Source organism: Micromonospora sp. NPDC005205, from assembly GCF_040608275.1.
In the GTDB taxonomy this organism is placed as follows: domain Bacteria; phylum Actinomycetota; class Actinomycetes; order Mycobacteriales; family Micromonosporaceae; genus Micromonospora.
In genome coordinates this window covers 198,042-222,428 of sequence record NZ_JBEXHV010000007.1, presented here as the reverse complement: position 1 = coordinate 222,428, position 24,387 = coordinate 198,042, and the positions used below count along the sequence as shown (strand labels likewise).

Below are 24,387 nucleotides of genomic sequence, written 5' to 3'. Positions count from 1 at the left end.
ATATGTCGCTACTGCGGCATAAGTACCCGCAGTAAGTGCAAGATCGGCGGAAGGTGCAACGGCCATCGGGTCGATCATGCAGTTGTGGTGGGCGAAAGGTTACTTGGTGCCCGTTTTGTGAGGCACCACAACTCCTTGATCGACGCGGGCAGGCGGCGCGGGGCGGGACTGAGCGGAGGCGCGGCGGGGCGGGGCCGCACGGCGCTAGGCGGCACGGCGCTAGGCGGCACGGCGCTAGGCAGTACGCCCTGCGCCGTGGGTGGGCTTCTGGGGGACCTGGTTACGGGTGGACTGTGGGGTGGGTCGGGCGGGGCCAATGGGGGCGGTCGGCGTCGCGCAGGGCTGCGGTGCGGACGGCGGCAAGCTGACGCTCCACCTCGACGAACTGGTCCGCCGGCAGTGGGCCCCGGTGCAGCGCGGCGGCGTTCTCCTCGACCTGGGCGACCGTACGGCAGCCCGGGATCGGGATGGTGCGGCCGCTGCGCGCCCAGATCCAGCCCAACGCGCCCTGGGCGAGGGTGCGTCCGTCGGCGGTGAGCGCGGCACGGACCGCGCCGACCCGCCGCAGCCACTCCGGTGCCGGCCGGCCACCCCGGAACCACTCCAACCAGCTCGGAGCCAGTCCGCGTACGTCGTCGCGGGGCAGCGTCGACGCGGCCGTGTACTTGCCGGTGAGCAGCCCCATCCCGAGCGGGCCCCGGTTGACGCTGGCCAGGTCGTACTTGTCGCAGACGGCGAGCAGCTCGGGAGCGTCGCGCAGCACCGACAGGGCGTGTTGCACCGCGGTGGCACCGGCGGCGGCGTGCCCGAACGCGGCAGCCCGGTCGGTGCGGTCGGTGCTCCACCCGTACGCGCGGATCAGGCCCTCGGCCACCAGGTCCTCGCAGGTCCCGATCAGCGCCTGCGCCCTCGGCACCGACAGATCGGCCAGGTGCAGCTGATAGAGGTCGATCCGGTCGGTGCCCAACCGGCGCAGTGAGGCGGTCACGGCACTGCGCAGGTATCCGGGCGACGCGTCCTCGCCGGTGGCCTGCCGACCGGCCTCGTCGAAGGTGTAACCCCACTTGGTGGCGATCACGGCGTCGTCGCGGCGACCGGCGAGCGCGCGGCCGAGCACCCGCTCACCGTGCCCGGCCCCGTACGTGTCGGCGGTGTCGAAGAGGGTGATGCCCAGATCGAGTGCCCGGCGTACCGCCCGCACCGACTCGTCGTCGTCGACAGCGCCCCAGCCCAGTGGCTGGGTGCCCTCCGCCCAGGGCCCGCCGATCGCCCAGCACCCCATGCCGAGGGCGCTGACCTCGATGCCGCTGCGCCCCAACACCCGTGTCGTGACTGCCATCGGCCGATCGTGCCACCTTCGGCGGGCCGCGGCGTAGCAGACCGGCGGGCGGACACGCGGGCGCACGGGACGGTCACGGTGCGGCATGATCAACGCTGCACGACGGCTCGGGGTCGACATCGGCGGAACGGTCATCGAGCCGGCCGCCGACGATGCGGACACCTCGTTCTTCGACGCGCACCGCCTGCGTACCCCGGCCGTCGTCGGGGCGTTCGGCCCGGCGTTCGACACCGGGTGGAGAGCTGGTCGGCGCCGACCCCGCTGCTGCGCGCCGACTAGCCGGACCGGCGCAGAGGTCGCGCGGCCGGCGCGGCGTGGCCGGCGGCGGTCAGGACGGCCAGGCGCGGGCGAACAGGTCCCGGGTGTCGCCGAGCAGCTGCGGCAGGACCTTGGTGCGGCCGATCACCGGCATGAAGTTCGCGTCGCCGCCCCAGCGCGGCACCACGTGCTGGTGGAGGTGAGCGGCGATGCCGGCGCCGGCCACCCCGCCCTGGTTCATGCCCAGGTTGAAGCCGTGGGCGTTGCTGACTTTGCGGATCACCCGCATCGCGGTCTGGGTGCACGACGCCAGCTCGGTGGTCTCCGGCACGTCCAGGTCCGTGTAGTCGGCGACGTGACGGTAGGGGCAGACCAGCAGGTGCCCCGGGTTGTACGGGTAGAGGTTGAGCACCACGAACACGTGCTCACCCCGGGCCACCACCAGGCTCTCCTCCGGAGGCAGCTTCGGCCCCCGACAGAAGGGACAGCCGGTGGGCTTCTCGTAGCCCTCGGCCGGGCGGTCCTCGCCAGAGATGTAGGTCATGCGGTGCGGCGTCCAGAGCCGCTCCAGACCGTCCGCCATGCCGTCACTGTCCGTGTGCCGTTCCACCCCTGTCACGAGCCGATCCTACGGAGCCCCGCGGGCATGCCGCGACACCCGCCGTCGGGAAACCCGGCATTGCAAGTTCTTGACGGATCAAGGCAGAGGCATGAAACTTCCATCCATCCACGCACTTCCATGCATTGATGGAGGGCTACATGTACCGACGGCTCGGCAGGTTCCTCGCGGCACTGGCGATGACCGCCGCCACCACAGTGGCCGGCGTCACCCTCACTGCCGGCGCGGCCCAGGCGGACGGCTGCTACACCTGGGGACGCACCCTGTCCCAGGGGGCGTCCGGCGAGGATGTCCGGCAACTCCAGATCCGGGTCGCCGGCTACCCCGGCTACGGCGCGGTGCTCACCCTCGACGGCGCGTACGGCCCGGCCACCCGATCGGCGGTGATCCGCTTCCAGCAGGCGTACGGGCTGCCCGCCGACGGCATCGCCGGCCCCCAGACGTTCAACCGGCTCTACGCCCTTCAGGACGACGACTGCACCCCGGCCAACTTCAGCTACGCCGAGCTGAACAAGTGCAACAGCGACTGGTCCGGCGGTGCGGTCTCGGCGAGCACCGCCCGGTTCAACGCGCTCGTCTCGATGTGGAAGCTCCAGGCCATGCGACACGCCCTCGGCGACGTGGGCATCGCGATCAGCAGCAGCTTCCGCAGCTACGCCTGCAACAGCGCCGTCGGCGGAGCCTCGAACAGCCGACACCTGTACGGCGACGGGGTGGACCTGGTCGGCTCCCCGTCGTTCTGCCGATTGGCGCAGCAGGCCCGCAACCACGGCTTCGGGCAGATCCTCGGCCCCGGCTACCCCGATCACAACGACCACACCCACGTGGCGGCGGTCGGAGGCTGGTCAGCGCCGAACTGCGGCATCTGACACCCCACGCCGGCCTCCCGGCGTCGGTCCCACCCGCGCCAACCTCCCGGCGTCGGTCCCACCCGCGCCGACCTCCCGGCGTCGGTCCCACCCGCGCCGACCTCCCGCGCCGACCTCCCGCGCCGACCTCCCGGCGAAGATCGCGCCCGAACATGGAAGTAGTGGCCTCCCATACCGGGGAGGCCACTACTTCCTGGATCGAGCACGATCATGCGGCGGGCGGGCGGGCCGCACCACGCAGACCGCGCGGACGGACCGCACCACGCGAACGGACCGCACCACGCGAACGGACCGCACCACGCGAACGGACCGCACCACGCGAACGGACCGCACCACGCGAACGGACCGCACCACGCGGACGGACCGCGCCGTGCGGACGGACCGCGCCGTGCGGACGGACCGCGCCGTGCGGTGGTCCCGTTACTCCGCCGCGGCGGACGGGCCGATGTTGGTCCGTGAGCTGACAACGTCCAGCACGTGGGTCACCGCCTCAGCGACCGGCACCCCGTTGCGCTGGGAGCCGTCGCGGTAGCGGAAGGAGACCGTGCCGGCGGCCACGTCGTCGTCACCGGCGATCACCATGAACGGGATCTTCTGCTGCTGCGCCGTCCGGATCTTCTTCTGCATCCGGTCGTCACCCGCGTCCACCTGAGCCCGGATGCCCTCGGCACGCAGCGCCGCGACAAAGCCGTGCAGGTAGTCGGTGTGGTCCTCGCGGATCGGAATGCCCACCACCTGCACCGGCGCGAGCCAGGCCGGGAACGCGCCAGCGTAGTGCTCGGTGAGCACCCCGAAGAACCGCTCGATCGACCCGAACAGCGCACGGTGGATCATCACGGGCCGCTGCCGGCTACCGTCGGCGGCCTGGTACTCCAACGCGAACCGCTCCGGCTGGTTGAAGTCGACCTGGATGGTGGACATCTGCCAGGTCCGGCCGATGGCGTCACGGGCCTGCACGGAGATCTTCGGCCCGTAGAACGCCGCGCCGCCCGGGTCGGGAACCAGGTCCAGGCCGGAGGTCGCGGCGGCGGTCCGCAGCGCCTCGGTGGCCTCGGCCCAGTCCTCGTCGGCCCCGATGAACTTGGGCGAGTCGTCCCGGGTCGACAGCTCCAGGTAGAAGTCGTCCAGGCCGTAGTCGCGTAGCAGGTCGAGCACGAAGCTGAGCAGCGTGGACAGCTCGCCGGCCATCTGCTCACGGGTGCAGTAGATGTGCGAGTCGTCCTGGGTCAGGCCGCGGACCCGGGTGAGGCCGTGCACGACACCGGACTTCTCGTACCGGTAGACGGTGCCGAACTCGAACATCCGCAGCGGCAGCTCCCGGTACGACCGCCCGCGCGACCTGAAGATCAGGTTGTGCATCGGGCAGTTCATCGCCTTGAGGTAGTAGTCCGCGCCCTCCAGCTGCATGGGCGGGAACATGGTGTCCGCGTAGTACGGCAGGTGACCGGAGGTCTGGAACAGCTGCGCCTTGGTGATGTGCGGGGTGTTGACGAACTCGTACCCCGCCTCCTCGTGCCGCCGCCGCGAGTAGTGCTCCATCTCGCGACGGATGATGCCGCCCTTGGGGTGGAAGACCGCCAGGCCGGAGCCGATCTCGTCGGGGAAGCTGAACAGGTCGAGGTCCGCGCCGAGCTTGCGGTGGTCGCGCCGGGCGGCCTCCTCCAACAGCTTGAGGTACGCCTTGAGCTCGTCGCGGGTCGGCCACGCGGTGCCGTACACCCGCTGCAGTTGGGGGTTCTTCTCCGACCCCCGCCAGTACGCGGCGGCGGAGCGCATCAGCTTGAACGCGCCGATCAGTCGGGTGGTCGGCAGGTGCGGGCCCCGGCACAGGTCCGACCAGCAGACCTTGTCCTCCTTGGCGTCGAGGTTGTCGTAGATGGTCAGCTCGCCGCCGCCCACCTCCATCACCTCGTCGGTGTCCAGGCCCTCGCCCTTGACCTCGATCAACTCCAGCTTGAACGGCTCGTCGGCCAGCTCGGAGCGCGCCTCGTCCAGGCTGCCGAAGCGGCGGCGACGGAACCGCTGCCCGGACTTGATGATCTCCTGCATGCGCTTCTCGAGCTTGCTGAGGTCGTCGGGCTGGAACGGCTTGTCGACGTCGAAGTCGTAGTAGAAGCCGTTCTCGATGGGCGGGCCGATGCCGAGCTTGGCCTCGGGGAAGATGTCCTGCACGGCCTGGGCGAGGACGTGCGCGGTGGAGTGGCGCAGCACGTTGAGCCCGTCGGGCGAATCCAGGGTGACCGGCTCGACGACGGTCTCCTCGGCCGGCGCCCAGTCCAGGTCGCGCAGCTGGCCCTGCGGGTCGCGGACCACGACGATCGCCTTGGGACCGTTCGCGGGCAGTCCGGCCGCGGCCACCGCGTCGGCCGCCGTGGTCCCGGCGGCGACGACGACGGGGTCGGCCACTGCGGGGGTACGGGGTGCGGACACGGTGACTCCTCCAAGTGGTACGAAACGGTGCCGATCCTCGGCTCCTGCCGATGCTATCGGTCGCCCCGCCCCCGACCGGGAAGGGCACCTGCTTACCGCCGACGTTGAACCTTTCGCGCCTCGCAGCCGAACTAGAAGGTGTGGCCGGAAACCGGTACCGGCCACGCCGACACGGATGGGGGCACGACATGGCGAGCACGTACGGCGGTGGCCGTCGGCGGCGGATCGTGGCGGCGACCGCGGTGACCGCCGCTGGGCTGCTGCTCTGGCCTGGCACGGCGTACGCGGCAGACGTGACGACCACCCCGACCGAGGCCCGGCAGGGCGAGGCGGTACGGCTGGAGTTCAGCGTCCCGGAGGAGCGGGCCGGCACGAAGACCAAGCAGATCGAGGTACGGCTGCCGGCCGACGCGCCGATCGCCGAGGTCTACCCCATGTCGGTGGACGGCTGGGCGCCCCGGCTCAGCTCCCGCACCCTGGACAAGCCGCTGCCCGGCATCCACTCCTCCGGGGTGAGCACTGTGACGACCGCGGTGACCTGGGTCCGGGTCGGTGCGAGCGACCCGGGGCCGGCTCGGTTGGCGCTCTCCATGGGGCCGATGCCGCAGGCCGAGCGGCTCACCTTCGAGGTCGTCCAGACGTACGCCGATGGCACTGTGGTCCGGTGGGCGGACGCCACCGGTCCGCACCGGGCCCCGGCGCTGACCCTGCTGCCGGCGGCGCCCGGCGCGGCGGGTCCGGGCGCGCACGGCGGCGGCCACGGCGGCCCGGCGGCCGGCGTGCCCGATGCTGCCGGTGTGCCTGATGCCCTGGACAACGGTGCGGACGCGGCACCGCCGGCCCGATCGGGCGGTGCGGACGAGGGCAGTGCCGACGGGTTGCTGGCCGCCGGCCTGCTCGCCGGCCTGGGCGGCGGCGCGGCGATCGGCTGGTTGCTCAGCCGGTGGCGCCGACGCGACCCGGGAGAGGTCACCGCGCTCGCCGAGGTGACCGGCGACCCGGACGAGGCCGCGACGCCCGACACGGCCGCGACCCTGGCCGAGATAACCGGCCGCGCGGACAAGACCGCACAGCCCTCCACGGCGGGTGGCCGCGCGAGCAACGCCACGACGCTCACCGAGACAACTGGCCACGCGGACGAGACCGCACAGTCCGCCGAGCGGCCGCCGACCGACCCGCAGCCCGCCGACCCGCAGCCCGCTGTCTCCGCGACATCGCGGTGATCCACTCGGCCTCCAGGAAACCGCGGCATCCCCGCCGCCCGGACGGCCCAATTTGCAGGAAACCGAGTTGATCGCGGGCCGCCCAGGCCCAGGGCGGCGCCAGCGCAGGGCAGCCCGCACAGGGGCAACCCCCGGCCGGCCAGGGCAGCCCCGGGTGCTCAGGGCAGCCAGGTAGGTAACGGTTCGCGGGCGGCCAGCCACTGCGCGGGCACCCCGCCGGGGGTGCCGACGCCGGTGTGCGCCGCCACCACCGCTCCGGCGATGGCCGCCGTGGTGTCCACGTCACCACCGGCCCGTACGCACGTCTCGATGGCCGCCGGATAGTCGTCGAGGTGAGTGACGGCCACCCAGAGGGTGAACCCGACGGTGTCCTGGGCGGTCACCCGGGAGCCGTTGCCGAGCTCCGCCACCACCCGGGGCAACGGCCGGCCGAGCAGCCCGGCCGCCCGGTGTACGCCCCGATGCACCTCGGTGCCCGGGTCGAGCGCGGCGGCGATCCCGGCGAGGAGCCGCTCCGGGGCCGGCCGGTGTCCGTCGAGGCGGGCCCGGGCGGCCAGCGCGGCGGCGACGGCGACAGCGACCGCCCCGGCGATCCCCTCCGGGTGCGCGTGCGTCACCTCGGCGGACGCGCGCGCCTGCGCTGCGGCGCGCGCTGTCGAGTCGGCGAAGTACGCGCCCAGCGGGCCGACCCGCATCGCCGCACCGTTGCCGCAGGAACCCTGCCCGTCGAAGGCGGAGGCGGCGGCCAGCGGCCACGGGGTGCCGGCTCGAATCAGCCCCAGGATGAGCATCGCGCCCGAACCGTAGCCCCGTCGCTCGGTGCACCGCTGCGCGAAGGAGAGGGCCAGCCGGTCCCGGTCGATGCCGGCGGAGTCGGCCAACTGGGCGAAGACCGAACAGGCCATCTCGGTGTCGTCGGTCCATTCCCAGGGCGACAGCGGCAGCGCGTCGGCGGCGAGATCCACCGGCGCCGACACCGGTAGGAAGTACTGCGCGCCGAGCGCGTCACCGGTGGAGAGACCGGCGAGGCTGTCCCGGGCGAGCGCCAGGCGGGCATCGGCGAACAGGGTGAACGGCATCGTCGTACCAGCTTGCCCGGTCGCCAGGCACGCCGCAACGCGATCAACTTGCCAGGCCAAGTACGGTCTTGTCGTGGCCTCCGTGCTCCTGGTCGAAGACGATCACGTCGTACGCGGCGCGATGCTGCGGTCCCTCACCGACCGGGGGCATGCCGTGCACGCCGTGGGTACGGCGTTGGACGCCCTGCGTCGGGTGGCCGCGGAGACACCCGACCTGGTGGTGCTCGACCTCGGCCTACCCGACCTGGACGGCTCGGACGCGCTGCGGATGTTGCGCGGCATCACCGACGTTCCGATCATCATCGCCACCGCCCGCGACGACGAGCAGTCGGTGGTCAAGCTGCTGCGGGCCGGCGCCGACGACTACATGGTCAAGCCGTTCACCGGCGCACACCTGGATGCGCGGATCACCACAGTGCTGCGCCGGGCCGGCCGGGCCAGTCGGTCCGTGCAGCCCGCCGTGCACAGTGTTGGCGGGCTGCGGGTGGACGTGGGCGAGCGCAGCGCCCAGCTCGACGGGGAGCCGCTGGCGCTGACCCGCAAGGAATTCGACCTGTTGGCGTATCTCGCCGCACGACCTGGGCGGGTAGTGTCCCGCCGGGAACTTTTGGAGGAGGTATGGCGGCAGCCATCGGTCGGCGAGGATCAGACAATCGACGTTCACCTGTACTGGCTCCGCAGAAAGATGGGCGAGTCCGCGGCGAAGCCGCGCTACCTGCGCACCGTGCGGGGGGTCGGATTCCGGCTGGTGGCACCGGACTGAGGACGGCGCTGGCCCTGCTCACGGCCGGCATGTGCAGTCTCGTCGCGCTCGCGTTCCTGATCCCGCTCGGGCTCAGCCTGCGGGAGCAGAGCCGGGACGAGGCGATCGCCGACGCGGCCCGGCGCAGCGCGCTGGTGACCGGCGCGCTGGCGGTCAGCACCGACCCGGCGGTCGTCGAGCGCGCCATGGTGGCCAGCGCCGAGGGCGCACCCACCCGGCCCGTGGTGCACGGGTTGGGGTTGGACGAATCCGCTGGTCGGGCCAGCGGCAGCGACCTGGACCGGGCCCGCTCCGAGCGCCAGTCGCTCGTCGTCGACGTCGACGGGGGTGTGGCCCGGCTCGACCCGGTGGTGCTCGGTGACCGGACGGCCGTGGTCGAGGTGTTCCTTCCGGAGTCGACGCTGGGCGAGGGCGCCGGCGGCACCTGGTTGCTGCTGTTCGCTGTCGGCGCGGCGATGGCCGGCGCGGCGGTGCTGGTGGTCGACCGGGTCGCTGCCCGCGCGGTGGACTCCACCCGCGGTCTGGTCAAGGCCGCGCTCTCCATCGGCGACGGCGACCTCGGCGTACGCGTCGAGCCGACCGGTCCGCGCGAGCTGGCCGAGGCCGGGTACGCCTTCAACCGGATGGCGGACCGCCTGGACGCCGCCCGCACCGACGAGCGGGAGTTGGTGGCCGACCTGTCGCATCGTCTGCGTACCCCGTTGACGGTGCTGCGGTTGGACGCGGAGGCGTTGGAGTCCGACGACACCAGCGTGGGTTCGTTCAGCCCGGCTGAGTTGGACCGGCTGCGGGGGATCCGGCGGATCCGGCAGGCGATCGTCACCCTGGAAGGTGAGATCGACGTGCTGATCAAGACCACCCGCAAGACGGTGGCGCTCGAGGCCGGGCCGGCGATGTGCGACGTCAGCGAGGTGGTCCGGGACCGGATGGTGTTCTGGGCGGCGTTGGCCGGCGACCAGAACCGGCCGCACCGGGTCAACGGCGCCCAGCTGCGCATCCCGGCGCCGGTGCCGCGGGCCGAACTGGCCGCCGCCCTCGACGCGGTCATCGGCAACGTCTTCCGCTACACCCCGCAGGGCACCGCGTTCGAGGTGGCGGTGTCCCGGCGCGACGGTTACGTGGCGATCCGGATCGACGACGCCGGCCCCGGCATCGCCAACCCGGACCGCGCGCTGCGCCGCGGTGCCAGTGACCAGGGCTCGACCGGGCTCGGGCTGGACATCGCCAAGCGGGTCGCGTTGCAGGCCAACGGCTCGGTGAGCATCGACCGCGCCCGGCTGGGCGGGGCCAGTGTGGTGATGCTGCTCGCCGACCCGGAGGCAACACCCCGGCAGGTCAGCCGCTTCGGTCTGGTCGGTCGGATGGCCCGCGACGCCCGGGACACGAAGGCCACCGCACGTCGCTGGCCCCGCCAGCGCCCCACCGACGACTGACCCGGCCGGGCCCGGGGCTGTGCGCCGGCGCAAGTCTTCCTTAGATCGCGGTTAACGACCGCGTCGGATCGGCCGTGGGCTGACAGGATTCAGGGCACGAACCCACCAGTTCCACCGGCCGAGCGCACCACGCACCCACGGCCGGTGGAGCCGCGCGCGCGGCGGGAGTCACAGGTCCCCCCACACCCACGCTCCCGCCGCGCGCCCTGCTCAACCAACCGGCCCGGCCGGCACCCGAGCGGCAGTCCAGCTCAGCCGGCGGTGGCGAGGTACGCGTCGATCTCGGCGAGGGTCCGCTGCTGGCCGGCGGCGTCCAGGAAGGACGCGGTCACCGCGTTGCGGGCCAGCCCGGCCAGTCCCTCGGCACCGACACCGAGCAGTCGGGCGGCCACCGCGTACTCGTCGTTGAGGGTGGTGCCGAACATCGGCGGGTCGTCGGAGTTGATGGTGACCAGCAGCCCGGCGTCGACGAGCTGACGCAGCGGGTGCTCGTCGAGGGTGGCGACCGCCCGGGTCCGCACGTTGGACGTCGGGCAGACCTCCATCCCGATCTGCCGCTCGGCCAGGTACGCGAGCAGCTGCGGGTCCTGCGCGGCGGAGATGCCGTGCCCGATCCGCTCGGCACCCAACTCGTTCAGCGCGTCCCAGACGGTCTGCGGCCCGGTGGTCTCCCCGGCGTGCGGCACCGAGCGCAGCCCGGCGGCGCGGGCCTGGTCGAAGTAGGGCCGGAACTGCGGTCGGGGCACGCCGATCTCCGGGCCGCCCAGACCGAAACTGACCAGCCCGTCCGGACGCTCGTCCAGCGCGATGCGCAGCGTCTCCTCGGCTGCCGGCAGCCCGGCCTCGCCGGGGATGTCGAAGCACCAGCGCAGCTCGATGCCGAAGTCGGTCAGGGCGCGCCTGCGGGCGTCCTCGATGGCCTCGCAGAACGCCGGCGCGGGAATGCCCCGTCGGACGTGCGAGTACGGGGTGATGGTCAGCTCCGCATACCGGACCTGTTGGCGGGCCAGTTCGCGGGCCACCTCGTGGGTGAGGATCCAGACGTCCTCCGGGTCGCGGATGAGATCCACGACGCTCAGGTAGACCTCGACGAAGTGCGCGAAGTCGCGGAACTCGAAGTAGCTGGCGAGCGCGTCCGGGTCGGCCGGCACGGGAGTGCGCCCCTCGTGGCGCGCCGCCAACTCGGCGACGGTCCGGGGCAGGGCGGAGCCGACGTGGTGCACGTGCAGCTCCACCTTGGGCAGGCCGGCGATGAAGGTGGACAGGTCGGTCACGGATTCTCCTGGGCATGGTCGCCGGTGCGGGCGACGACGAAGACGCGGCGGAACGGGAAGTACACCTGACCCTGCCGCACCGGGTACGCCGCGGTGAGCCGTACCCCCAGCTCGGCCCGGAAGGCGGACCAGCCGGCTGCGTCCAGTGCGGCCCGGACCGGGCGCAGCGCGGTGCCCTCCATCCAGGCCAGCACCGGGTGCTCGGCGGCGGGTCGAGCCGGCAGCAGGTGCACGTAGGTAGTCTCCCAGGCGTCCACCGCGCAGCCGACGGCGGTCAGTAGCGCCGCGTAGTCGGCCGGGTCGTCGACCGGGTCCGCGCGCAGCAGCGGGGCGACCTCGGCGCGCCAGGTCGGCCGGTCGGCCACCTCGCGCAGGGCGCGGTGTGAGTCGGCTGCGAAGTTGCCGGGGACCTGCATGGCGAGCCAGGCGCCGGCGGGCAGATCGGTGGCCCAGCGGCGCAGCAGCTCCTGGTGGCCGGGAACCCACTGCAGGGCTGCGTTGCTGACCACCACGTCGTCGTCGCCGGTCGGACGCCAGTCGCTCAGATCGGCGACCGCGAAGTCGACAGGCGCGCCGAGGGTCTCGGCCCGCTCGATCATCTCGGCTGAGGAGTCGAGGCCGCGCACCCGGCTGGTCGGCCAGCGCTCGGCGAGGATGGCGGTGAGCTGGCCGGGGCCGCAGCCGAGGTCGACCACCGCCCGGGGGCGCTCGGCCGGGATCCGGGCGAGAAGGTCGTGAAACGGCCGGGATCGCTCGTCGCCGAAGCGTAGGTAGGTCGTCGGGTTCCACATGGTCGCCTCCCAAACCGTACGTCCGTACTGCTGACCGTACGGCTCGCGTGGCAGGGTCGCAACCCGGTCACTAGGCTCGGGGCATGGAACAGCGCAGCTTCAACCGGCTCGGCCGGACCGTTGGCGCGGTCGGCCTGGGCGCGTGGCAACTCGGCGCCGACTGGGGCACCGTCAGCGAGGACGACGCGATGGCGGTGCTCGCCGCCGCCGTGGACGCCGGGGTCACCTTCCTCGACACCGCCGACGTGTACGGCGACGGCCGCAGCGAGCAGCTGATCGGCCGCTTCCTGCGCACCCGACCCGACGCCGGGCTGACCGTCGCCACCAAGATGGGCCGCCGCGTCGAGCAGCGGCCGGAGGCGTACACCCTGGCCAACTTCCGGCAGTGGACCGACCGCTCCCGGGCCAACCTGGGCATGGACACCCTGGACCTGGTCCAGTTGCACTGCCCGCCCACCGAGGTCTTCGCCTCAGACGAGGTCTTCGACGGTCTGGACACCCTCGTCGCCGAGAAGGCCGTCGCCGGGTACGGAGTCAGCGTCGAGACCTGCGACCAGGCCCTCACCGCGATCGCCCGACCGGGGGTGGCGAGCGTCCAGATCATCCTCAACGCGGTCCGCCACAAGCCCCTGGAGCAGGTGCTGCCGGCCGCGGCGGCAGCCGGCGTCGGCATCATCGCCCGCGTGCCGCTCGCCAGTGGCCTGCTCTCCGGCCGCTACGACGAGCACACCGAGTTCCCCGCCGACGACCACCGCAACTTCAACCGGCAGGGCGCCGCCTTCGACGTCGGCGAGACGTTCTCCGGGGTCGACTTCGATCGAGGTCTGGCCGCCGTACGCCGGCTGGCCCCGCTCGTCGACGCGGACCGCACGATGGCGCAGTTCGCCCTGCGCTGGGTGCTGGACCAGGCGGGCGTCACAGTGGTCATCCCCGGTGCCCGCGACGCCGACCAGGCCCGACGCAACGCCGCCGCGGCGGACCTGTCCCCGCTCACCGACGAGCAGTTGGCAGCCGTCCGCGACACCTACGACGAGCTGATCCGCCCGCAGGTGCACGACCGGTGGTGACCCGCGCGCCCGGGGTGCTCGTGTCACGCCACCCGGCCGGCGATGCTGGACGGCGGCGCGCCGCCCCGGGTGGCAGAGAGGGGACGCGATGAGAGGTTGGCTTCCGCTCACCCTCGGCCTGCTGGCCGTGGTGATCGGTGCGGTGTGGACGGTCCAGGGCCTCGGCTACGTCAGTGGCAGCGTGATGACCGACGAGAAGATCTGGGCCGTGATCGGCCCGATCGTGACGGTGGTCGGGCTGATCGTGCTCTGGCTCGGCCTGCGCTCGCGTCGACGCTGACCGCTCGCCGCAGCGGCGAGCCTGAACAGGCGAAAGCCCCGCATCCCAACCGGGATGCGGGGCTTTACCGTGACCCGTGAGCCGGATCGTCCCACTGGCCGGCGGGGGCCGGCCGTCCTACTCAGATGGGACGGACCTGCTCAGCCTGCGGGCCCTTCTGACCCTGAGCAATCTCGAACTCCACCCGCTGGTTCTCCTCCAGCGAGCGGTAGCCGCTGGTCTGGATGGCCGAGAAGTGGACGAACACGTCAGCACCCCCACCATCGACGGTGATGAAGCCGAAGCCCTTGTCAGCGTTGAACCACTTCACGGTTCCCTGAGCCATGTGTATCTCCCTCGAAAAACTGGCGGCCGTGCACGCCGTCCGGCCGATTGGCCGTTTTTGAGCAGCGGTGCCTGAGGCAGCCCCACGACGGAGACTTCTCTCAACCCACGCCATCTCGCAACAGCGGGGACCAGCAAATCACGGAGGTAAAAAGTCTGTCACGACCTCTCCGACGAATTTCTCCGACATGTGACCTGACGGATGCCTCAGGCGCGCTGGGCGGCGTGCGATGCCATGCGAAAGCCCCCTTCCCATCGATGCGGGAAGGGGGCTGAAGTCGCTGCTGGTCAGTCCGGCCAACTGCCGGTCATCCGGCGTACGCCGACCGCGCCACCCCGGTCCACGGCGGCCCGGACGACAGCGAAGATGGCCCCCTGCAACGCCGCGGCGGCCAGGATCTCGCCCCAGCCGCGATCCTCGTCGGTCGCGTTGGGCGCCTCACCGTCGCCCGCGGTGGCCTTCCAGACCTGCCGGAAGATCGCCCCGGCCACCGTGCCCGCGGCGATACCCAACAACACGCCGACCGGCCGGTACGCGACCCTGCCGATGCTCCTGCTCACCTACGCCTCCCCCGCACGATCATCAGCACCACCACGGTGGCCACCGCGCCGGCCGCGATGGCCGCCCACGGCACCGGGTTGCGGCGCACCAACTCGCTCTTGTCGTACGCCTGTGCGCGTACCAACTCGCCCTTTTCGTATGCCTGCGCCCGCGCCATTCCGGCGCCACGCGCGGCCTGTCCGCGGACCCGAGCGACGGTCTGCGCCGCCTGCTCCCGCATCCGCTCCTTGGCCTGCTCGGCGGACTCCTTGAGACGCGCCTTGACGTCGGCCTTGGCGGCCAACGCCTCCATCGTCTCGCCCAACTCGACCCGGGTGCGACGGATCTCCTCGCGGAGGGCCTCCGTGTCGCCGGTCCCGTTACCGGTCATTGCCGCCCCCTGTCCTTCACCGCGGCAGTGACGGTGTCCATGTCTGCCCGGAGGCTACGGACCGTGGCCGCCGGAACCGGCGGGACAGCACGGCTGACCTGCTTCTTGCCCACCAGGGCGAGGACGCCGGCCACCAGGAAACACGCCACCGCCACGATCAGCGCCGCCGCCCAGGCGGGCAACACCAGGTCGAGCAACAGGATCGCCGTGGCGACCAGCGCACCCAGACCGAAGAAGGCGAGCGCGCCACCGCCGCCGAACAGGCCGATCCCGATGCCCGCGTGCTTACCCTTCTGGGTCAACTCCGCTCGGGCCAGCGTCAGTTCGTCCCGTACGAGGCGGGAAATCTGCTCGGTGGCCCGCTGCACCAACTCGGCGGTGGAGGGCTCGCTCCCATTCTGGGATGTGCGGGCTTTCGCCACGTCAGCCATGCTGTCCTCCTTTCCTCATCACCGCGCTGTATGCCCGAAGTCGTCGCTCGTCAATCCTAAAGCGCGCCAGCCAGCTCACCGTCCCGCTTGTCCGGACGCCGCGCCGCTGATCCGCCGCCAGTCGCCACGATCACACCAGAGACGTCAGGCAGCACATCCCCCGCCCAAGCCCAACCAAACCTCCGAAACCAACCAACCACCCACTCCCGCTCCCCTCCCCCGCTCCCCACCCCACCCCACCCCTCTCGCAGCGGTGATCATGAGGTTGGCGGGGACAAACCAGGCGTACCCACCCGTCAACTCCATGATCGTCGAGGTCTGTCGCGCAAGATCGCGCTCGATCCTGGTTGTAGTGGCCTCGACGGGGATGGAGGCCACTACAACCAGGAAGTTGCACGATCTTGCGGGGCAGGGCAGGGCGGGGCGCGAGGTGGGGCAGGCGCTAGGTGGGGCGGGGCGCGAGGGCGGGGTGGGCGGGGTGTCAGGGGCGGGTTTCTTCGGGGCCTACGAAGGCTTCGCTTCGGGCGTCGCCGTCGTCGCTGCCACCGAAGACACGGGCGTCGTCGGGCGCCTCGGTGTCGGACAGGCGGCGGGCCGGCCGCCTCGGCTGCACCCACTGCCAGGACAGGTTGCTGTTGGAGTCGCCCAGCTCGGTGCGGAGCCGCGGCATCGCCGTCGGGCGGTTGTCCCGGATCCAGGCGACCAGGTGTTCCCGGACGAGACAGCGCAGGTCCCACAGGCTGCCGGCGTCGGCGGCGCTGACCAGCGCGCGCAGCCGGACCGTCCCGCCGGTGGCGTCGGTGACCTGCAGGACGCAGACCCGTCCGTCCCACAGTTCGGTGCCCTCGACGAGGCGGCGCAGCTCCTCGCGCATGGTCTGCACGGGCACCGCCCAGTCGACGTCGAACTCGGCGGTGCCGAGCACTGCCGCCTCCGTCCGGGTCCAGTTCTGGAACGGCTTGCTGGTGAAGTACGAGGTGGGCAGGATCAACCGACGGTCGTCCCAGATCTGCACGACGACGTAGCTGAGGGTCAGCTCCTCGATGCGGCCCCACTCCCCCTCGACAACGACGACGTCGTCGAGCCGGACGGCATCGCTGAAGGCGAGCTGGACGCCGGCGAAGACGTTGCCGAGCAGGCTCTGTGCGGCGAGCGCGGCCACCACACCGACCACACCGGCCGAGGTCAGCACACCGGCGCCGATGCCCCGCACGCTGGGGAACGTCATCAGCATCACGCCGACGGCCAGGATGACGATCACCGCGATGGTCAGTCGGCGCAGCATCACCACCTGGGTCCGTACCCGTCGGGCGTGCCGGTTGTCCGGTACGTCGACCCGGAACCGGGCCAGCGCGGTGTCCTCCACGACGACCAGCAGGCAGGCGACCAGCCAGGCCACTGTGGCGATGACGCCGAGGATGAGCAGGTGCAGCAGGAGCCGCCGCCAGCTCTCGCCGACCGCGTACCCGGTGCTGAAGCGGACGGCGAACTGCACGGCCAGGACCGTCGCGGCGACCTGGAACGGGCGGTGGGCGTGGTCGGTCAACTCGGTCAACAGCAGTGACCGGCGGCCGAACCGCCGGGTCAACCGGTGGACGACCTCGACCAGGAACAGGGCGACCGCCGCCGCGATGAGCGCGGCGACGGCCGTTTCGAGATAGTTCTGCACGGCTTCGGTTGCTTCCCTTCGATCAAACGACGGGCACTCCGGGCAAAAGCCCAAGAGTGCCCGTCATCCTCAGAATCGACCAGCTCAGACCTTGCGGTACCGGGACTGGAGGAAGCAGTAGACGCCGAAGGCGGCGATGCCGAGGGCGACCAGGGCCAGCAGGAACGTGCCGTACGACTGCTCTTGCAGGGTGTGCAGCGCGGCGTCCAGACCACGGGCCTTCTCCGGGTCGTAGTTCACCGCCGCCACGATGACCAGCAGACCGGCGATGCCGTAGGCGACGCCCTTGGCGATGTATCCGGCCATGCCCAGCCGGCGGGCGAGCTGGCGGGTCTTCGGGCTCATCTCGCCGGTCTTGAGGTGCTTCTCGAACTTCTTCCGGGCGCCGTAGATCGCCAGGCCGATGCCGATCGCGGCGACGACCAGCCCGGCCAGGCCGACAAGCCAGCGGCCACCGCTGGAGGTCATCAGCTTGCCGGTCAACGCCTCCTGCTGGTCGGCGCTGTTCGACGAGGCGTCGGAGAAGACCTTGAAGGCGGTCCAGGCGAAGTAGAGGTAGACGATGGTCCGGCCGGCCGAGGCGACCCGCTCCATGACCCGCTCCTTGCCGCGCTCGGCGCGGTGCCCGACCGCCGCCTCCAGCGCCTGCCAGATCGCCATCGCGAGCAGGCCGACCGCGACGGCGATGACCAGGAACTTGCCGAGGGGCTGAGCGGAGAGGGTACGCAGCGCGCCGGACTGGTCGCCGTCGTCGGACGACGTACCGAACGCGATCTGCAACGCCAACCAGGCGAAGAGGAGATGGACGATGCCGTAGCCGATGAAGCCGGCCCGGGCGAGGAGTTCCAGCCACCGGCTGTCCGCCGTTCGGGAGGCGGTGGCTTCGGCGCTACGGGTGAGTGACATGGCGTCACAATCTCCGATTCTGAAGATTCCCAAACGTCGGCCACCGCCGCCCGCCCGGATCAGCTGCCCGGGTTGCGCGCTACGCGGATCTTGACCTGCTGGTCGGTCACGCTGTCCAGGGTGACAGCGAAGCCCCCGGCCTCGGCGGCCTGCTGGCCGGTGGTGAGGGTGAGCTGCTCACCAGCGACCTCGACGGTCACCTGGTCACCCTCGGCGCCGACCAGCTTGGCCTCGACGCCCAGGATGGTGGTCCTCGCGTCGACACCCCGCTCGAAGGTGACCGTGCAGGCGTCCAGCGCACAGTCGGTGGAGGCGCCCTGGGAGCTGCACCCGGCGAGCACGGCGAGGCCGAGCGCCAGACCGGCGAAGAGACCGGCGGCGCGGCGGACGGCGGGAATGGGCATGGTGGCGGGTCGGTTCGTCACCCCGCCAAGAGTACGAGACATCCGCGACGACACCGCCCAACGGTGATCACCTGGCGGCCGACCAGCGTACGAGGAGCACCGGCTAGGGTCCGGGACATGCCGTTCGACATCGCCCGCACCCGGGCCGCGTACCCCGCCCTGACCGAGGGCTTCGTCCACTTCGATGGTGCCGGCGGCACCCAGACCGCAGCCGGTGTGATCGACGCGGTCACCGATGCCATGAGGTCGGCGGTCGGCAACCGCAGCGCCGCCTTCGTCCCGGGCCGCCGGTCGTTGGAGCTGGTGGCCGAAGCCCGCTCGGCGGTGGCCGATCTGCTCGGCGCCGACCCGGCCGGGGTGGTGCTCGGCCCGAGCGCGACCGCGCTGACGTACACCCTGGCCCGCACGCTCGGAGCGACCTGGCGCCCGGGCGACGAGGTGGTGGTGTCCCGGCTCGACCACGACGCGAACGTGCGGCCGTGGGTGCAGGCCGCCGAGGCGGCCGGCGCGACGGTGCGCTGGGCCGAGGTCGACCGGCACACCGGTGAGCTGCCCGCGGCCCAGTACGCGGACCTGGTGGGTGAGCGGACCCGGTTGGTCGCGGTGACCGCCGGCAGCAACGCCATCGGCACCATGCCGGACGTGTCGGCGATCGCCAAGACCGCGCACGCGGTCGGCGCGCTGGTCCACGTCGACGGGGTGCACTCGGTGCCGCACGGGCCGACCGACCTGGCCTCGCTCGGCGCCGACGTGCTGGTCACCAGCGCGTACAAGTGGTCCGGCCCGCACCTGGCGGCGATGGTGGCGGACCCGGCCCGGTGGGAGGCGTTGCGCCCGGCGAAGCTGGTGCCGTCCTCCGACGCGGTGCCGGACCGGTTCGAGTACGGCACGCCGAGCTTCCCGCTGCTGGCCGGCGTGGCCGCGGCGGTGGATCACCTGGCGGGGCTGGACCCGGACGCGGTCGGGGACCGGCGGGACCGGCTGCGGGCCGGGCTGGCTGCCGCCCAGGCGCACGAGGAGGCGCTACTGGACCGGCTGCTCGCCGGGCTGGCGCAGCGGCCGGCGATCACCGTCTACGGCTCGCCGGCGCGGCGCTGCCCGACGATCTCGTTCCGGGTCGCCGGGATGTCCCCGGCCGCCACCCAGGAGGCGTTGGGTGCCGCCGGGTTCTGCCTCTCCGTCGGCGACTACTACGCCTACGAGTACTTCCAGCTGATGGGTCTGCGCGACAGCGGCGGCGCGGTGCGGGCCAGCATCTACCACTACAACACCGCCGAGGAGGTGGACCGTTTGCTCGGCGAACTCGACGCGCTGGCCGACCAGGCGGGGAGAATGGCCGGATGAGCACCCTGGTCGAGGACAACCCGGCGAAGCACCGCTTCGAGATCCTTGTCGACGACGCGCTGGCCGGCTTCACCGCGTACCTGCCGCGCGGGGAGGTGCTGGTCTTCACCCACACCGAGGTGGACCGGGGCTTTCAGGGCAAGGGGGTGGGCGGCACGCTGATCCGCGGCACCCTGGACCAGCTCCGGGCACGCGGCACGACAGTGGTGCCGCAGTGCCCCTTCATGGCCGCGTTCATCGACAAGCACCCCGAGTACGCCGACCTGGTCGCCGACCTCCCGTAGCGCGGGCGGTCAGAGGGCGCCGGTGAGCACCTCGGCGGCGGCCCGTCCACTGGCCCGGGTGGCGCCGTGGGTGGCCAGGTGCACCGCCCCGGTGACCAGCTCGGGCACGCCCAACTCGACCACGACGGCGTCCGGGCGGGCGGCCAACGCGCGGTGCACGGCGGCGCGCATCCAGTCGTGCCGGTGCTGGTCACGGACGACCAGGACCAGGGGGCGGCTGCCTGCCCCGGCGCCCGGGTCCGCCGGCACGTCGGGTTCGGCGTAACGGACCGTGCTGGTGCCGGGCAGCAGCTCGGTCAGTGGTCCGCCGATGCCCCACGGGGTTTCGGCGCCGATGGCGATGTTGCGCGGCGGCTCGAACTCGACGACGTGTGCCGCGCGGGTCAGGGGCAGCGCGACCGTCGTACCCGGGGCGGTGGTGACCCGGACGGCCCGGCGGGCGGCGACCAGCCCGACGTCGGCGGCGGCGCGCGCTCCGGCCAAGCCGGAGTTGCGGGCGGCCACCGTCCAGGCGGCGAGTTGACCGACGCGCTTGGCGGCCTCGGCAAGACGCTCCTCGGGCAGCTCACCGGAGACGACGGCGGCCACGATGGCGTCGCGCAGCTCGCGGGCGGCCTGCTCGTCAGCCCGTTCACCGCCGATGCAGATGGCGTCGGCCCCGGCGGCGAGGGCGCGGACCGTGGCCCCGGCGAAGCCGTACCGGTCGGCGACCGCGCGCATCTCCATCGCGTCGGTGACCACCACACCGGAGAAGCCCAGTTCGTCGCGGAGCAACCCACCCAGGATGCGCTGACTCAACGTCGCCGGCAGGTGCGGGTCGAGGGCGGGCACCAGCAGGTGACCGGTCATCACCGCCTGCACCCCGGCGGCCACGGCGGCGCGGAACGGGGCCAGTTCGCAGGCGTCCAGCCGGTCCCGGTCGGCGGTGATCCGGGGCAGGTCGTGGTGTGAGTCGACCCGGGTGTCGCCGTGGCCGGGGAAGTGTTTGGCGCAGGCCGCGACGCCGCCGGCCTGGAGCCCGCGGACCCAGGCGGCGGTGTGCCGCGCGACGAGCACCGGGTCGGCGCCGAAGGAACGGACGCCGATCACCGGGTTCGCCGGGTTGGAGTTGACGTCGGCGTCCGGGGCGTAGTTGAGGGTGATCCCCGCCGCGGCCAGCTCGGCGCCGAGGTCCCGGGCGACGGCCTCGGTCAGCCCCGGGTCGTCGACCGCCCCGAGGGCGAAGTTGCCGGGCCGGGAGCTGCCGTGCACCGACTCCAGCCGGGTGACGTCGCCGGCCTCCTCGTCGATCGCCACGATGACGTCCGGCCGTTCCGCGCGCAGCGTCGCGGTGAGGGCGGTCACCTGCTCGGTGTCGACGACGTTGCGGGCGAAGAGCACCACCGAGCCGAGACCCTCGCCGAGCCAGCGGCACACCCATGGCGGTGGGGTGGTGCCGACGAAGCCGGGTTGCAGGACGGAGGCGGCGAGCGCCGAGAGGTGCCCGTTGGAAGTGGTCACGCCACTCCCTCGCAGTGATCGAGATCGATCACCGGCGACGGTGCGCCCCCGTCGATCCGCTGGTTGCGCTCGCTCATGCGGCCCCCGTACCCCATCTCTCGCGCGCCCTCGGCGCACCGCCACCGGCAGGCGGTTCTGCCATGGTCACACTGAGCGATTCAATAGTCAATAAACCTTACAGTTGCCTGGCGGCCCGTTCCCCGGGGAGAGTGCGGGGATGGATCCCGTCCTGCTGGCCGACGCGACGAGCCCGGCCGACATCCCCGGCGTACGCCTGCTCGGCCTGGTGGTCGGTGCCCTGCTGCTCCTCGCCGCGATCCGGGCGATGTTCGGGCGACGCTGACCCGCCCGCGGCGAGAACCGGTGTGACCGGGCGCCGCCGGGGTAGGGCTCTCCCCATCAGCAGGTCCGCGTGCCGAAGGGGTAAGCCATGAAGATCGGATATTTTCTGTCCAGTGAGGAGTACACGCCCGCCGAGTTGCTGGCGCAGGCGCGCGGTGCCGAAGAGGCCGGCTTCGAAGCTCTGTGGATCTCCGACCACTACCACCCGTGGGTGGACGCCCAGGGCCAGAGCCCGTTCGTCTGGTCGATGATCGGCGCGCTCAGCCAGGTCTGCTCGCTGCCTGTCACCACGGCGGTGACCTGCCCGACAGTACGGATCCACCCGGCCGTCATCGCCCAGGCGGCGGCGACCAGCGCGGTGCTGCACGGTGGACGGTTCGTGCTCGGCGTCGGCACCGGCGAGGCCCTCAACGAGCACATCTTCGGCGACGCGTGGCCGCAGGCGGACGTCCGGCTGGAGATGCTGGAGGAGGCCGTCGAGGTGCTGCGGGAGCTGTGGAAGGGCGGTTTCGTCAACCACCACGGAAAGCACTACACGGTGGAGCACGCCCGGATCTACACGCTGCCCGACACTCCCCCGCCGATCTACGTCTCCGGCTTCGGACCGAAGGCCATCGACCTGGCCGCCCGGATCGGCGACGGCTACGTGAGCACCATGCCCGACGGCGAGATGGTCCGCCGCTTCCGCGAGAACGGCGGCGGCGACAAGCCGTGCCAGGCCGGATTCAAGGCGGCGTACGCGGACAGCGAGGACGAGGGGTTGCGGATCGCGTACGAGCGCTGGCCCAACGCGGGGGTGCCGGGTGAGCTGTCCCAGGTGCTCCCCTCGCCACGGCACTTCGAGCAGGCCTCCGAGCTGGTCGAGCCGGAGATGCTCAAGAAGGCGTTCGTCTGTGGCAACAGCGCCGACGCGCACCTGGAGATGATCGACAAGTACGCCAAGGCCGGCTTCGACGAGGTCTACGTGGCCAACACCGGCCCGCACCACCAGGGTCTGTTCGACCTGTACCAGCGCGAGGTCCTGCCCGGCCTGCGCTGAGCCCCTGGCACCCGAGCCCATGATCTTCCGAATGCGTTTCGGTTGTCCCGGGCTCGGGTACCTCCGGCCCTCGATGAAACTGTCCACGCATTCGATGACGTTGCGCCGCGCCGCCCGCAGCCTGTTCGGCTGGAACGCGCTGCGGCCCAACCAGTTGGCCGCCATGCGCGCGGTCATGAAGCGACGCGACGCCCTGGTGGTGCTGCCCACCGGTGCCGGCAAGTCGGCGATCTACCAGATCCCGGCCAGTCTGATCCCCGGTCCCACCGTGGTGATCTCTCCGCTCCTCGCCCTTCAGCAGGACCAGATCGCCTCCCTCAACGAGCGGCAACGCCCGGAGCTGCGGGCGGTGCGGATCAGCTCGAACGAGTCCGCCAGCCAGCAGGCCGAGGCCCTCGCCGACGTCCGCGAGGGCCGGGCGGAGTTCCTCTTCATCACCCCGGAGCAGCTCAGCAACCCGGACCGGATGGCCGAGGTCGCCGCGCTGAAGCCGGCGCTGGTGGCGATCGACGAGGCGCACTGCATCTCGGCCTGGGGGCACGACTTCCGCCCCGACTACCTGGCGCTCGGGCACCTCATCGAGGGCATCGGAAGGCCGCCGGTGGTGGCGCTCACCGCCACCGCCTCCCCGCCGGTACGCGACGACATCATCGCCCGGCTGCGGCTGCGCGATCCGGACGTGGTGGTCTCCGGGCTGGACCGGCCCAACCTCTTCCTCGAGGTGGCCCACTGCCCGGACGAGGACTACCGCTGGCGACGGCTGATGACGCTGCTGCGCGACGAGGGCCGGCCGGGGATCATCTACGTGCCGACCCGCCGCGCCGCCGAGGAGCTGGCCACCCGGTTGACCGACGCCGACTTCCCGGCGCAGTTCTACCACGGTGGGATGCCGATGGGTGCCCGCGCGGAGCTGCACGAGGCGTTCCTCGCCGACCAGGTCCCGATCATGGTGGCGACCTCGGCGTTCGGCATGGGCATCGACAAGCCGAACATCGCCTGGGTGGTGCACATGGCGCTGCCCGACTCGCCGGACAGCTACTTCCAGGAGATCGGCCGGGCCGGGCGCGACGGGCAACCCGCCCGGGTCCTGCTGCTGTGGCGGGCTGAGGACGTGGGCCTGCAGCGGTTCTTCAGCGGCGGCCTGCCCGACGAGAACGAGCTGCGCGACCTGGCCGCTCTGCTGCGCAAGAAGGCAGCCACCAAGACCGAACTGCGCGAGACCACCGGCCTGGGGCCACGCAAGCTGGGCCAGTACCTGTCCCTGCTGGAGCAGGTCGGCGCGGCCGAGCCGCGCGCCCGGCAGCGCATCGGCGCCCCGCGCTACTCCCCCGCCGCGGTGGACGCCGCCGCGGCGGCCCTCGCCGAGGCGGAACGTCAGCAGACGGTGACCCGGTCCCGGACCGACATGATGCGGGCCTTCGCCGAGACCAGGGCCTGCCGGGGGCAGACCCTGCTGGCCTACTTCGGCGAGCAGATGAGCGACGTCTGCGGGCACTGCGACAACTGCCACAACGGCACCAGCGTGGCCGACCAGGGTGCGGTCGGGCCGTTCCCGGTGCACAGTCAGGTGCGTCACCCGGAGTGGGGGCCGGGCATGGTGCTCTCGTACGAGGAGGACAAGATGACCGTCCTCTTCGAGGAGGTCGGGTACAAGACGTTGTCGGTGCGCGTGGTGTCCGAACAGGGCCTGCTGACACTGGACTAGCCTGACCCGGGCGCCGGTTGCGGCCCCGGTGGATCGACAAAGCAGAGCACCGATTGACCAAGAAGAGCAGGGCGGAAGGGGC

25 protein-coding genes are annotated in these 24,387 nt (G+C 72.0%); 11 read left to right on the top strand and 14 right to left on the bottom strand.

Features of this window, described 5'->3' with window-relative positions; all coding sequences use genetic code 11:
- Positions 1-280: 280 nt before the first annotated feature.
- Positions 281-1,339 (bottom strand): aldo/keto reductase, encoded by a 1,059-nt coding sequence (locus tag ABZU43_RS15990; RefSeq protein WP_355007258.1) that lies wholly within the window; start codon positions 1,337-1,339, stop codon positions 281-283.
- Between the two features lie 328 nt (positions 1,340-1,667).
- Positions 1,668-2,180: an HIT domain-containing protein gene (locus ABZU43_RS15985; protein ID WP_355007330.1), complete on the bottom strand. Its 513-nt coding sequence runs from the start codon at positions 2,178-2,180 to the stop codon at positions 1,668-1,670.
- Between the two features lie 164 nt (positions 2,181-2,344).
- Here ABZU43_RS15985 and ABZU43_RS15980 point away from each other — a divergent pair, with 164 nt between their 5' ends.
- Positions 2,345-3,085, top strand: a complete 741-nt coding sequence (locus tag ABZU43_RS15980; protein ID WP_355007257.1) for a D-Ala-D-Ala carboxypeptidase family metallohydrolase — start codon at positions 2,345-2,347, stop codon at positions 3,083-3,085.
- Positions 3,086-3,505: 420 nt separating this feature from the next.
- Here ABZU43_RS15980 and thrS read toward each other — a convergent pair whose 3' ends face one another.
- On the bottom strand, positions 3,506-5,515 hold the full coding sequence (thrS, locus tag ABZU43_RS15975; protein WP_355007256.1) for a threonine--tRNA ligase: 2,010 nt from the start codon (positions 5,513-5,515) through the stop codon (positions 3,506-3,508).
- Positions 5,516-5,703: 188 nt separating this feature from the next.
- Here thrS and ABZU43_RS15970 point away from each other — a divergent pair, with 188 nt between their 5' ends.
- Positions 5,704-6,738, top strand: a complete 1,035-nt coding sequence (locus ABZU43_RS15970) for a DUF1775 domain-containing protein (RefSeq protein ID WP_355007255.1) — start codon at positions 5,704-5,706, stop codon at positions 6,736-6,738.
- A gap of 158 nt (positions 6,739-6,896) precedes the next feature.
- Here the strand turns inward: ABZU43_RS15970 and ABZU43_RS15965 are convergent, their stop codons facing one another.
- Positions 6,897-7,817: an ADP-ribosylglycohydrolase family protein gene (locus ABZU43_RS15965; RefSeq protein ID WP_355007254.1), complete on the bottom strand. Its 921-nt coding sequence runs from the start codon at positions 7,815-7,817 to the stop codon at positions 6,897-6,899.
- 73 nt (positions 7,818-7,890) lie between these two features.
- On the opposite strand from ABZU43_RS15965, the gene ABZU43_RS15960 reads away from it, so the two are divergent.
- Entirely contained in the window at positions 7,891-8,580 is a 690-nt protein-coding gene (locus tag ABZU43_RS15960) for a response regulator transcription factor (protein WP_091401712.1), read from the top strand.
- A gap of 29 nt (positions 8,581-8,609) precedes the next feature.
- Positions 8,610-10,013 (top strand): HAMP domain-containing sensor histidine kinase, encoded by a 1,404-nt coding sequence (locus tag ABZU43_RS15955; RefSeq protein WP_355007253.1) that lies wholly within the window; start codon positions 8,610-8,612, stop codon positions 10,011-10,013.
- A 251-nt stretch (positions 10,014-10,264) separates the two neighbouring features.
- On the opposite strand, the gene ABZU43_RS15950 is transcribed toward ABZU43_RS15955, so the two are convergent.
- Together ABZU43_RS15950 and ABZU43_RS15945 are read right to left on the bottom strand one after the other, a co-directional pair.
- On the bottom strand, positions 10,265-11,287 hold the full coding sequence (locus ABZU43_RS15950; protein ID WP_355007252.1) for an adenosine deaminase: 1,023 nt from the start codon (positions 11,285-11,287) through the stop codon (positions 10,265-10,267).
- On the bottom strand, positions 11,284-12,078 hold the full coding sequence (locus tag ABZU43_RS15945) for a trans-aconitate 2-methyltransferase (protein ID WP_355007251.1): 795 nt from the start codon (positions 12,076-12,078) through the stop codon (positions 11,284-11,286). The genes ABZU43_RS15950 and ABZU43_RS15945 overlap by 4 nt, the downstream gene beginning before the upstream one ends.
- An 83-nt stretch (positions 12,079-12,161) precedes the next feature.
- On the opposite strand from ABZU43_RS15945, the gene ABZU43_RS15940 reads away from it, so the two are divergent.
- Positions 12,162-13,145 carry an aldo/keto reductase gene (locus ABZU43_RS15940; protein ID WP_355007250.1) on the top strand — a complete coding sequence of 328 codons (984 nt, stop codon included), beginning with the start codon at positions 12,162-12,164 and terminating at the stop codon, positions 13,143-13,145.
- An 88-nt stretch (positions 13,146-13,233) separates the two neighbouring features.
- Positions 13,234-13,425 (top strand): hypothetical protein, encoded by a 192-nt coding sequence (locus ABZU43_RS15935; protein ID WP_355007249.1) that lies wholly within the window; start codon positions 13,234-13,236, stop codon positions 13,423-13,425.
- 121 nt (positions 13,426-13,546) lie between these two features.
- On the opposite strand, the gene ABZU43_RS15930 is transcribed toward ABZU43_RS15935, so the two are convergent.
- From ABZU43_RS15930 to ABZU43_RS15900, 7 genes are all read right to left on the bottom strand, one after another.
- On the bottom strand, positions 13,547-13,750 hold the full coding sequence (locus ABZU43_RS15930) for a cold-shock protein (protein ID WP_030338233.1): 204 nt from the start codon (positions 13,748-13,750) through the stop codon (positions 13,547-13,549).
- Between the two features lie 287 nt (positions 13,751-14,037).
- Positions 14,038-14,310: a DUF4235 domain-containing protein gene (locus ABZU43_RS15925; RefSeq protein ID WP_355007248.1), complete on the bottom strand. Its 273-nt coding sequence runs from the start codon at positions 14,308-14,310 to the stop codon at positions 14,038-14,040.
- Positions 14,307-14,681: a DUF3618 domain-containing protein gene (locus ABZU43_RS15920; protein WP_355007247.1), complete on the bottom strand. Its 375-nt coding sequence runs from the start codon at positions 14,679-14,681 to the stop codon at positions 14,307-14,309. Before ABZU43_RS15920 ends, ABZU43_RS15925 begins: the two co-directional genes overlap by 4 nt.
- Positions 14,678-15,112 carry a phage holin family protein gene (locus ABZU43_RS15915; protein ID WP_355007246.1) on the bottom strand — a complete coding sequence of 145 codons (435 nt, stop codon included), beginning with the start codon at positions 15,110-15,112 and terminating at the stop codon, positions 14,678-14,680. The genes ABZU43_RS15920 and ABZU43_RS15915 overlap by 4 nt, the downstream gene beginning before the upstream one ends.
- A gap of 481 nt (positions 15,113-15,593) precedes the next feature.
- Complete coding sequence (locus tag ABZU43_RS15910) at positions 15,594-16,781, bottom strand: mechanosensitive ion channel domain-containing protein (RefSeq protein ID WP_355007245.1); 1,188 nt, start codon at positions 16,779-16,781, stop codon at positions 15,594-15,596.
- An 84-nt stretch (positions 16,782-16,865) separates the two neighbouring features.
- Positions 16,866-17,687, bottom strand: coding sequence for a DUF1206 domain-containing protein (locus tag ABZU43_RS15905; RefSeq protein ID WP_355007244.1), 822 nt, complete (start codon positions 17,685-17,687; stop codon positions 16,866-16,868).
- 59 nt (positions 17,688-17,746) lie between these two features.
- Entirely contained in the window at positions 17,747-18,112 is a 366-nt protein-coding gene (locus ABZU43_RS15900; protein WP_355007243.1) for a hypothetical protein, read from the bottom strand.
- 96 nt (positions 18,113-18,208) lie between these two features.
- Between ABZU43_RS15900 and ABZU43_RS15895 the strand changes: the two genes are divergently transcribed.
- A complete protein-coding gene (locus ABZU43_RS15895) occupies positions 18,209-19,435 on the top strand; it encodes a cysteine desulfurase-like protein (protein ID WP_355007242.1) in 1,227 nt (408 codons plus the stop codon).
- Positions 19,432-19,719: a GNAT family N-acetyltransferase gene (locus ABZU43_RS15890; RefSeq protein ID WP_210785216.1), complete on the top strand. Its 288-nt coding sequence runs from the start codon at positions 19,432-19,434 to the stop codon at positions 19,717-19,719. The genes ABZU43_RS15895 and ABZU43_RS15890 overlap by 4 nt, the downstream gene beginning before the upstream one ends.
- A gap of 9 nt (positions 19,720-19,728) precedes the next feature.
- Here ABZU43_RS15890 and ABZU43_RS15885 read toward each other — a convergent pair whose 3' ends face one another.
- A complete protein-coding gene (locus ABZU43_RS15885; protein ID WP_355007241.1) occupies positions 19,729-21,219 on the bottom strand; it encodes a glycoside hydrolase family 3 N-terminal domain-containing protein in 1,491 nt (496 codons plus the stop codon).
- Between the two features lie 217 nt (positions 21,220-21,436).
- Between ABZU43_RS15885 and ABZU43_RS15880 the strand changes: the two genes are divergently transcribed.
- The 3 genes from ABZU43_RS15880 (at position 21,437) to ABZU43_RS15870 (ending at position 24,305) form a co-directional block, all read left to right on the top strand.
- The gene (locus ABZU43_RS15880) at positions 21,437-21,562 is read left to right on the top strand and encodes a hypothetical protein (protein WP_255750123.1); all 126 of its coding nucleotides are present in this window, start codon (positions 21,437-21,439) and stop codon (positions 21,560-21,562) included.
- An 87-nt stretch (positions 21,563-21,649) separates the two neighbouring features.
- A complete protein-coding gene (locus tag ABZU43_RS15875) occupies positions 21,650-22,600 on the top strand; it encodes a TIGR03557 family F420-dependent LLM class oxidoreductase (RefSeq protein ID WP_355007240.1) in 951 nt (316 codons plus the stop codon).
- A 73-nt stretch (positions 22,601-22,673) separates the two neighbouring features.
- Complete coding sequence (locus ABZU43_RS15870) at positions 22,674-24,305, top strand: RecQ family ATP-dependent DNA helicase (protein WP_355007239.1); 1,632 nt, start codon at positions 22,674-22,676, stop codon at positions 24,303-24,305.
- Positions 24,306-24,387: the final 82 nt, after the last annotated feature.